This is a genomic window from Shimia sediminis, assembly GCF_003990645.1.
In the GTDB taxonomy this organism is placed as follows: Bacteria; Pseudomonadota; Alphaproteobacteria; order Rhodobacterales; family Rhodobacteraceae; genus Shimia; species Shimia sediminis.
The window spans coordinates 401975-412229 of record NZ_RYZK01000004.1; the positions used below are offsets into that span (position 1 = coordinate 401975).

Genomic DNA, 10255 nt, shown 5'->3' on the forward strand with positions numbered 1-10255 from the left:
AACAAACAAGGCCGCAAGATCGCGCGTGAATAAGGTGGCTTACAGCATGCAAGACATAGCATCCGGAGTGCTCAGACGCGATTTCGACGACGCGGCTTAACCGATCGCGTCCGCGGATCACTCAAAACAGGCAGGTAGGCTTAGGCTGGTTCGCCAGCGTTACTCACCTGTATCGATATGGCCGTTGCGATTGCCTTGTGGATTTGGGGTCATGTGGCGTGCGCAGGTTGCGCTACCCAAGACCCACTGCCGGAAGGTCATCAGCGCCAACAAACCCCTCACCGCGAACAGTTTCGTATGCCAGTGCGGCGCGGCAAACATCCTGGTCCCGGTAGGTGTGGCCGACAATCTGAATGCCCGTCGGAACACCGCTCGCTCCTATCCCAGATGGCGCAGAAACCACCGGGCAGCGGCAGAGCATGTTGAAAGGCACCGTCATGATCCAGCCATGCAACGGATGTACCTGCTTGCCGTTGATGAAGATCGGTGTTGTGACACCATCGCTATCCGCCGGAACCGACGGCAAGGCTGTCGTGGGGCAAACCAGCAGGCGATATTTAGCAAACATCTTGCTCAAAGCGCTGTACATCCGGTTGGCGATCTCGCCGGCCTCCAGAAACAGTCCCGCATTCGAGGCCTTTGCGCCGTCAACCATCGCCCTTGTATAGGGCATGAATATATCGGGGTTCTCTTCCACCAAGGGTGCAAGCGAGCCGCCAAAAAGATGTTCAAGGTGCTGCATCGCGCCTTGCAGGATGTCAGAGGTCCAGGGGATATCCACCTCTTCGACAACAGCCCCAGCGGAACGGAAGGCATCAAGGGCAGTTTCGGTGTTTTCACGCACGTCCTCGGACACGTCATAAAAACCCAAGTTCGAAGAGTAAGCGATTTTCCACCCCTTGATCGATTGGAGGTTGGACGGAATGGTCAGCTTTGGTCGCAGAGACACCATATCGTCTCGATGTGGTCCACACATCGTGTTCTGCAACAAGATCATGTCCCTGGCGGTCCGTGCCAACGGGCCATCAACAGCATAGTGATCCAGATTGAATGGCGAGTCCGCCGGATTTCGACCGAATGTGGGCTTGAGACCGTAAAGCCCGCAGGTCGAGGACGGAATGCGGATTGATCCCCCAATATCCGAACCCGAACACAGCGCCGATGTCCCCGCAGCCAGCGACGCCGCAGAACCACCGGAAGAGCCACCGGGGCTAAGCTCCAAATTCCACGGGTTTCGGGTTACCCCCCAAAGCTTGCTGTGGGTTGTCACCGTGCAGGAAAACTCAGGCGTCGCTGTTCGCGCATGAACTATCCCACCGGCCCGCAAGATACGTTCATTCACCGGAGACGTGTGCTCGGCCACGTAGTCTTTCATCGCCAATGAGCCGTTTGACGTAGGCAGGCCTTTGATTTCGCTTTCATCCTTGATGCCAACCGCAAGACCCTCGAGCTTGCGAGCCGGCTTACCCGCGACATATTTGGCCTCGGCCTTTCTGGCCTTGTCCATCGCCTCATCGAAGTATGTGTAGGTGAATGCGTTGATTTTTGGCTCAACGTCGCTGGCGCGATCCAGAACAGCTTGCATGTGTTCAACCGGCGACAGGGTTTTGGCCCGGAACATTTCAAGTGTCTTATAGGCGGGCAAATAGGCGAGATCGGTTTTGGTCACGAGATTTCTCCTGTTATCCTGAGTGTCCGAATGCACGTGAAATGGCGTGGAATGCGGCAAGCGTTTCCCTGAGAAACTCTGGATTTCTAAAGTCGGGCCAAGTGGACAGCTTTACCGCAACCATGCCACGCTCGGGTGAGATGTAGATGGTCTGTCCGAACACACCCAGACACAGGTGCCCTTCTCGGTCTTGATCTTCGATCCAGAATTGGTTGCGGTATGCTCCATTGGGAAAGTAGTTTCGGCCGTCATCGTTAAAGAGCCCATGCGGCCCGTTTCGTGTGTCGTTTATCCAGCTTTGCGGGATAACCTGCTTGCCGCCCACCTGACCGTCGTTGAGCATCGCAAATCCAAAGCGTGCAAAGTCCCGCAAGCAGGCACTGATCCCGCCACAGGCAAGGCCGTAGCCGGAAGCATCCACCGTGATGTTCGCGTCCTCCTCCGCCCCCATGGGAGCCCAGAGCCGCTCAGAGAGGATCTGTGGCAATCGCTGGCCGGTCACACGCTCCATGGCGTGCGCAAGTACATCGGTTTCAATCGAGCGATAGAGGAACCTGCTCCCGTGCTCTGCTTCTTTTGTCTTCAAAGTCAGGATTTGCTCCCAAATGCAGCTTGGCCAATCCGACGTATCCGTTTCAGGGGGCGCGGGTTTCCAGCCACTGGCGAAATCGGTTTTGCCAATGTCGCTGTCGCGCACCTCGTAGCTTTCTTCGTAGGAAACGCCGGTGCTCATATCCAAAACATGCTGAACAGTGGCGGTGTTCCACGCGGTCTGTGCCAGCTCCGGCAGGTAGTCCGTGATGGGCGCCTGCGGATCAATCAGCCCGGTATCGATCAGACCAGCTGCCGCCGTTGCTGTAATCGACTTCGACACGGATTGGGCCAAGTGGAGCGTGCGCTGATCCATACCGTTGAAATAGTTTTCATAGATCACCTTGCCGTCCAACATGATCAGCATGCCGTCGGTATAGGTGTCATCCAGAAACTGGTCGATGGTTTTTGAACCATTTTCGGTTTCAAAGGTAAGGTCACCGATGTCTTGCAATTCTACCGGCAAAAGCGAGGCCTTTGCCCCCTTGCGGATCGGCGCGGTGGGCAGAAACTGCTGCACCCGTTGAAACGCCCAACGGTTCCACGGAGGACGGTCCCAGTCAATCAGCGGCAAGCGTTGATCTGGTGGGGGCGGAGCACCTTCCATAATGGGAGGTGCCATTTCCGAGTTCTTGTAACTTTTGGACATAACACCTCCTGTCATGAGCCGGGATTAGGCCTGGTATGTGATCCGCCCGCCACAGATCGTCACCACGGGCTTGGCTGCCCCTAAATGCTGTGCCGGAATGCTTTCCAGATCGGTGTCCAGCACGACAACATCAGCCATCATACCGGCGCTCAAACGGCCTTTGCGATGTTCGTTGAATTCGACCCAGGCATTGTCTCGCGTGTATGCTGCCAGCGCGTCACGCAATCCAATGCGCTGATCAGGCCAGATATCGGGGAGCTTTGCGCCAGCCACAGCGCCCTGGATCGTCGGCATCACGTCGACCGGCACCACCGGCCAATCCGTCGAAAAGATCAACGCCGCCCCCGAGTCCTTAACCATCTTCCAAGGAAACGCAGTTTTGATCTGGTGGGCGTGAAGAATGTCATCGGGTTCATAGGGCGGCAGAAAGAAACCACCCAAGGGCGAATGCAAAGGCTGCATGGACGCCACAACTCCCAACTGCTTCAGCCGAGGGAGGTCATCTGGGTGAATCGTCTCAATGTGCTCAATCCGATGGCGGCTGTCGCGCACGCCGTTGGCCTTTTGGGCGGCTTCGTACCCATCCAACGTTTGGCGCACGGCCGCATCACCGATGGCGTGCACAGCAATTTGCAGGCCCATCGCATCCGCCCGGATACAGGCTTGTTTGAACTGCTCATCTGTAAACAAGGGTTCGCTGCATGTGTCGGTGCCGGGATAGGGTTCCAACATGTAAGCCGTCCGACTGTCCAGCACACCATCCATGAACATCTTGACCCGGCTGGACCAGACCATATCGCTGTTGTATTGAGCCCGCATCTCGGCGGCCTCGTCAACGCGCTCAACCGGATCAGTGTGTTTGAGATGCATCGGGATCTCGGTGCGGCACAACAGAGTGCCTTCGTTTTCCATCTCGGACAGCAACCCGAGCTGATAAAAGTTTCCATCCATGTTGTGCAGGCCTGTGATGCCCATGGACGCGCAATGCTTGTAGCCTTTTGCAATCGCGGCCTTGTCGATGGCGCGGGTTTGCGCATCTGGCATCGGCACCGGGTCGGCACCGGTGACCATGCCCAACATTTCGCGACCGCCAAAAGTGGTCATGGCCAGGATCGGTTCAAATGCGGCGGCTTCCAGTAACTCGCCGGTGGCCAGACCATCCTTGCCCATGACAACTTCTGACCCTACCCCACAATCAGCACCATGCATCAGACCAGCCATCTCGAGGGCCTTGGTATTTGCATAAACGGTGTGGTGGTCTGCCGTGCAGGCCGCAAAGGGACGATCTGGCATTGCCGCGTCAAGATCGTGACGGGTGATACCCCGATCCCCCATCATGCTGTAGTCAATTGAGCAGGCGAAAAGCAGCTTGTCATCCGGACGGGACGCAGCATAGGGCCGCACGGCCTTTGCCAAAGCCTCAGCGCCACGGACACCGTGCAGGTTGAGGAAGTCCAATTCAGCAGAGCCACCAAACAGGTGAACATGGCTGTCGATGAAACCAGGCAGTACTGTGCCGCCTTGCGCATCAATCACACGGGCACTTCCGGCTAGGTCACGAATCTCGGCGTTTGTGCCAACGGCGGTGATTGTGCCGCCAGTTATGGCCAAGGCTTCGGCGTCCGGACCATCAAAGGTGATGACCCGCCCATTGAGGATGACGATATCAGGCATTTTTTTCTCCAATGTTCGGGATGCCCGCAACCGGGCATCCCGTCTACCTGTCGGTAGTCTTACTTTTGCAGTTCGGTCCAGATCTTGGTGTAGATCTTGGTGACTTCCGGGGGGCAGACTTCGGCCACATAGGCTGCTGCCTTCAGATCATCAGGGATCACCACCTCGGGGGCCGTTGCCATTTCTTCCGGCATGTATTTTTCGGAGCCTGCAATCCCGTTGGCATAGCGCGCAAATGCCGAGATCAGAGCGGCATTTTCCGGGTGCATCACAAAGTTCTGGAAGGTTTTCGCGTTCTCGGCATTCTTTGCGTCGGACAGAACCACGACGTTGTCCATCCAAACCGGATACCCTTCTTGTGGGTAGCCAAAAATGATGTCCGGGTTCTGAGCCCGCGCCCGGAACGAAGCTCCATTCCAGTTCACGCCAGCAGCCAAATCGCCTTTCACGAATTTCTCAATGGTGCCGTAGTCAATCGACAGCCAATGCTGCTTTGCTTCAACCAGCGTGTCACGCACTTGTTTCAGAATGGCCTTGTCCGCAGTGCACTGTGTGCCACCGTGATAGTAAATGGCCAGCGACATCACGTCATTCATTTCAGGAACGACGTTGATCTTGCCCTTCAACTCATCCGGCGGGTCCAGGAACATCGCTGCGGTGTGCGGGTTGCCACCGTAAACAGCGGTGTTGACCGTAATGCCCACAGTTCCCCATTGCCACGGAACCGAGTATTTGCGGCCTGGATCAAAGGCCACATCCACCCACTGTGGATCCATGTGCTTGAAGTTTTCCATCTGGTTGGGATTGGTTTCCATCAGCAGGCCTTCACCGACCCAGATCGGAATGTAAGTGCCCGAAGGAACGACGATGTCGAACCCGTGTCCACCGGCCTTGACCTTGGCCAGCGCGGTGTCGTTGCTGTCAAAATCCGTTATTGTGACCTTGATGCCGGTCTCAGCCTCGAACTTCTCGATCAACTCGGGGTTGGTGTAATTTCCCCAGTTGTAGATGTTGAGTTCACCATCTGCCAATGCAGGCAGTGCAAGAGTTGCCGCAAGGCCCAAAGATGTTACGAGTGTTCTCATAAAGTTTCTCCCTGAGTTATTGTTTTTTGCTCTGTGAAAGCATGTAGAACGCGACCACCAGAGCAACGGAGATCGCGAGCAATACGGTTGAGATAGCGTTGATTTCCGGCGTAATAACCCGGCGCAGTTGGCCCAACATGTAAGTCGGCAAAGTGTCTTGGCCTGCGGATTTGACGAACTCGGTGATCACGACGTCATCCAGAGAAATCACGAAAGCCAGCATCGCCCCGGCCAACACTCCCGGCCAAAGCTGTGGCAGCGTCACCCGCCGGAATACCTGCCACGGGCGGCCGTAGAGGTCGGCGGCAGCCTGCTCCAGGTTGAGATCCATACCCTGCAACCGCGCACGGATCGGCATATAGGCAAACGGGATACAAAACGCCGAGTGCGCGATGATCAGGTACCAAATCCCGGTATACCCTGTTGCAACCTTGATCATTGCAAAGAAGATCAACAGCGCCACGGCAGTCACGATTTCCGGGATCATCAAAGGCTGATTGATCATCGCAAAAACAAGGCCGGAGCCGCGGAATTTTGACGTGCGCGTCGTGGCCAAGGCGGCCATCACCGCAGCCGAGGTTGCGACAATCGATGCGCAAGTAGCAATGATCAGAGACAGAATTGTCGCCTCTTGCACCTTTTCATTTTGCCAAGCGGAAACATACCATTGCCAGGAAAATCCTTCCCAGACAGCGATGCTGGTTCCAGCGTTGAAAGAGTAGACTACCAGCAGGATGATTGGCAGGTACAGCAACACAAAACAGCTGAGGGCAACAAAGGCAAAACCAGACTGGCGGCGAACGTCGAAGGCACGAGATCTAGCCATGGGGAGTCTCCTCGGTTCCGGCGGAACGCACATAGAAAATCAGCGCGACCATCACGATGGCCAAGAGCGTGATGGACAGAGCCGCCCCAAGAGGCCAGTTGCGGCCCTGCCCGAATTGCAATTCAATCAGGTTGCCCATCATCAGATTCTTGCCACCACCCAAGACACGCGGTGTGACATAGGCCCCAAGAGAGGGAATGAAGACCAGGATGGACCCCGCCACAACACCCGGTTTTACAATTGGGAAAATGACTTTGCGGAGCACCCGCCAGCGCGTCGCATAGAGATCAAAGGCGGCTTCGACCAGCGAGAAGTCCATACGCTCCATGCTGGCATAAATCGGCAGCACCATGAGCGGCAGGTAGACATAAAACATCCCCAGCGTAACAGCAAAATCGGTGAACAGCATCTGTATGGGTTGGTCAACCAGACCGACACCGACCAGAACGCTGTTGATAACGCCCTCGTTTCGGATGATTTCCATCACTGCAAAAGTGCGGATCAACAGGTTGGTCCAGAAGGGCACCATGATCAGCAACATCCAGATATTGCGTTGATTTTCCGGGCGGGTGGCAATGAAATACGCGGTCGGGAAGCCCACCAGAAAGGCCACGATCGTGGTCAACAATGACAAGCGTACCGAACGCCAGAAAATCGACAGGTGCGCATCTGACAGTCCGATGGTTTCATCAAAGAAATCCCGCTCGGCCACCACGTTGAACCAGGCATCTGTTGAAAACTGCCAGATAACACCGCCGTAATCTCCAGGCGTCAGGAAAGAATACACCACAACGATCAGCAGTGGTCCGGCCGCAGCCAGTGTCAGGATTGCCAGGGCGGGTGACAGCAACAGCCAGCGATTGCGGGAGGATTGGGTTTCGCTCGACATCGCGATCAGTCCCTCAAAACCTGAGCGACGCCGGGATTGAACGATATGCCAACCTTGTCGCCAATCTTCTGACTTTCGGCAGCGTCGGGCTGATTTTGCCGCCGAATGACGAATGTGGAATTCGCGTCGGTTTCGATGTGGTAGTGAGTGTCGGTGCCGAAATAGACAATGTTTTGCAGAGTTCCATCAATCAGAGCACCGGGTGCTGTCAAGGTTGCGTGCTCGGGGCGCACGGCAATGGTCACTTTTCCCGATGTCGCTCCCCCTGTGACACTTCGCGCCTGAATGGCTTTGCCGGATGGCAGGACGATCTCAGCCGCCTCTCCCTCTACTGACTGCAAGTCCGCGCTGACAAAATTGGTGTCGCCAATAAAGTCCGCCACAAAGCGCTCTGCCGGGTGGTCATAGATTTCGCGGGGCCCGCCGATCTGCAGGATCCGCCCCCCATTCATAACGGCGATCCGGTCCGACATGGTCAATGCCTCTTCCTGATCGTGGGTCACGAAAACAAAAGTGATCCCGGTTTCATGCTGCAACCGTTTCAACTCGATCTGCATTTCTTTGCGCAATTTGAAGTCCAACGCAGACAGCGGTTCATCCAGCAAAAGGACCTTGGGTTTCGGCGCCAGCGCCCGCGCCAAAGCTACACGCTGCTGTTGCCCCCCGGAAATCTGGCTGGTCATGCGATCCGCCAATGCCGTCATCTGCACCAACTCCAGCATTTCCTGAACGATGGATTGGACCTCGGACTTGGGTCGGTTCTGCATCTCCAGGCCAAATCCGATATTCTCTGAAACCGTCATATGCGGAAACAGCGCATAACTCTGAAACACCGTATTGACCGGACGATCAAAAGGCGCCTTGGACAAGATGTCATCACCATTGATGGTCAGGCTACCCGTGGTCGGGTCGACAAATCCTGCAATGGACCGCAGCAAAGTTGTCTTTCCGCAACCAGACGGTCCCAGCAGCGTGAAAAACTCATTCTCCTCAATGGTGACCGTGACATCCTTGAGAGCCGTGAACGCACTGTCACCGGACCCGAAGGTTTTTGTCAGCCCCGAAATCTCGATCATGTTGTCTATGCCATCCGTAGTTGCAGCACGGGCAGACCGGGTGGTCTTCCCATTCGGCAATGAAACAGGATGAAAATAATTGAAGTCAACTATAATATTGCATTCGAGCTTAGAAATACGTAAGTGTTGGGTATGACGGGTCTACGAGAAAGACAAAAGAACAAGCGCCGACAGAGCATGCTCAAGGCTGCTTTGGAAATGTTTCGAGAGCGCGGTTACGACGCTGTAAAGCTTGAAGAAATCGCAGAACGCGCCGATGTATCGGTCGGCACGGTCTACACCTATTTCAAAACCAAGAATGCCTTGCTGCTGGCGGTAATCGTTGACGACTTTGACATTGCCTTTTCGTTCAGCAGCACAGCTCTCTCCAATCCATTTTCGGACGCCGAATCTGCCGTCAATGAACTGACGCGATGCTATTTCCACGAAATTGAGGGGGGCGTTACGCGGGAAATGTGGCGTGTTGCAATTGCGGCATTCATGCGTGAACCGGCGTCTCATTTCGCTATTGAGTACCAAAAGTGCCTATCCAAAATGCAGCGGCAATACCTGGCAATGGTGCGTCGATTGCAGGATGAAAATCTTTTGGATACCTCGATCATTCCGACCGAATTTGCCAGCATTCTCTACAATAACGCGAACATGTGTTTCATGGAGTTCCTGCGCGATGAAAACGCGAGTATCGATGTTTTGATGGCGCGTCTGGACAGACACAACAAACGTTTGGTCCAATGGGTCAATCGATCAAACCCAAGTCATTGACTTGCCAGGCACGTCGACCTTGACGGGAAAACCGTCAAAGGCATCCAAAACATCCCTTGTGATCAGCACTATGAGAAGAAAAAGTCAGAGCCGTTCCGGATCGCCTTGGCATTGAGATCGACATTGTACGTCAAGAGTTCGGGCACTGCGGCTCTGGCTGGTTTTGCAGCTGTGATGAGGGTTAGCGATCTGCCCCTTTACTCCCAAGCGGCTGTACGCGGCAGGGACACTGGACCATTCTGAACCTGCCCCGGTTTGTTGCCGCTCCTTTGATAGCATTTATTGCAGCAAAGGAGACGAACTGTGGGACTGAAACGAACGGACAAGTTCCGGGCTGATGCGGTGCGGATCGCGCTGACAAGCGGGCTAACACGCAAACAGGTGGCATCTGATCTGGGCGTTGGCGTTTCGACGCTGAACAAATGGGTTACGGCACATCGCGACACCGATGTGGTATCCGACAAGGATCTGGACCTTGCTCGTGAGAATGAGCGACTTCGACGGGAGAACCGCATTCTCAAGGAGGAGAGGGAGATTCTAAAAAAGGCAACGCAGTTCTTCGCGGGCCAAAAGCCATGAGGTTCAGGTTCATCGAAGAACACCGTCACGCCTTTTGCACCAATCGGATGTGTGACGTGCTGGATGTCAGTTCCCGTGGCCTGCGCGCTTATCGCAGCCGACCTGCCAGTCAAAGGCGGCGAACCGACATGATCGTTCTGGCCCACATCAAGGAACAATCCCGTCTCAGCCTGGGCAGTTATGGCCGCCCACGGATGACCGAAGAGCTAAAAGAGTTGGGGCTGAACATTGGCCACCGCCGTGTCGGCCGATTGATGCGCGAGAATGGCATACGTGTCGAACGGTCGAAGAAATACAAGGTGACTACAGACAGCAACCATGCCTTCAGCATCGCGCCGAATTTGCTGAACCGCGACTTTCACGCGGATGCGCCCAATCAGAAATGGGCGGTTAGCGAGGAAGTCCCGGTTCAACAGGTTCGGCGCGATGTTGAAGCTGTGATTGCTGTCGGTCGT

Annotated in this window: 8 protein-coding genes and 1 pseudogene; 2 read left to right on the forward strand and 7 right to left on the reverse strand. The window is 55.3% G+C overall.

Features of this window, described 5'->3' with window-relative positions; all coding sequences use genetic code 11:
• Nucleotides 1-232: 232 nt before the first annotated feature.
• The 7 genes from EK369_RS11990 to EK369_RS12020 are packed head-to-tail and all read right to left on the reverse strand — an operon-like array spanning nucleotide 233 to nucleotide 8459.
• Nucleotides 233-1669, reverse strand: a complete 1437-nt coding sequence (locus EK369_RS11990) for an amidase (protein ID WP_127114470.1) — start codon at nucleotides 1667-1669, stop codon at nucleotides 233-235.
• Nucleotides 1670-1682: 13 nt separating this feature from the next.
• Nucleotides 1683-2909 carry a serine hydrolase domain-containing protein gene (locus EK369_RS11995; RefSeq protein ID WP_206198082.1) on the reverse strand — a complete coding sequence of 409 codons (1227 nt, stop codon included), beginning with the start codon at nucleotides 2907-2909 and terminating at the stop codon, nucleotides 1683-1685.
• A 24-nt stretch (nucleotides 2910-2933) separates the two neighbouring features.
• On the reverse strand, nucleotides 2934-4583 hold the full coding sequence (locus tag EK369_RS12000) for an amidohydrolase (RefSeq protein WP_127114471.1): 1650 nt from the start codon (nucleotides 4581-4583) through the stop codon (nucleotides 2934-2936).
• A gap of 59 nt (nucleotides 4584-4642) precedes the next feature.
• Nucleotides 4643-5668, reverse strand: coding sequence for an ABC transporter substrate-binding protein (locus EK369_RS12005; RefSeq protein WP_127114472.1), 1026 nt, complete (start codon nucleotides 5666-5668; stop codon nucleotides 4643-4645).
• A gap of 16 nt (nucleotides 5669-5684) precedes the next feature.
• A complete protein-coding gene (locus EK369_RS12010) occupies nucleotides 5685-6527 on the reverse strand; it encodes an ABC transporter permease (protein WP_438672164.1) in 843 nt (280 codons plus the stop codon).
• On the reverse strand, nucleotides 6487-7383 hold the full coding sequence (locus tag EK369_RS12015; RefSeq protein ID WP_127114473.1) for an ABC transporter permease: 897 nt from the start codon (nucleotides 7381-7383) through the stop codon (nucleotides 6487-6489). Before EK369_RS12015 ends, EK369_RS12010 begins: the two co-directional genes overlap by 41 nt.
• 5 nt (nucleotides 7384-7388) lie before the next feature.
• Nucleotides 7389-8459, reverse strand: coding sequence for an ABC transporter ATP-binding protein (locus tag EK369_RS12020; protein WP_127114474.1), 1071 nt, complete (start codon nucleotides 8457-8459; stop codon nucleotides 7389-7391).
• 132 nt (nucleotides 8460-8591) lie between these two features.
• On the opposite strand from EK369_RS12020, the gene EK369_RS12025 reads away from it, so the two are divergent.
• Together EK369_RS12025 and EK369_RS12030 are read left to right on the forward strand one after the other, a co-directional pair.
• A complete protein-coding gene (locus EK369_RS12025) occupies nucleotides 8592-9221 on the forward strand; it encodes a TetR/AcrR family transcriptional regulator (RefSeq protein WP_127114475.1) in 630 nt (209 codons plus the stop codon).
• Between the two features lie 303 nt (nucleotides 9222-9524).
• A pseudogene (locus EK369_RS12030) lies at nucleotides 9525-10189 on the forward strand (IS3 family transposase); the annotation flags it as partial.
• Nucleotides 10190-10255 lie beyond the last annotated feature (66 nt).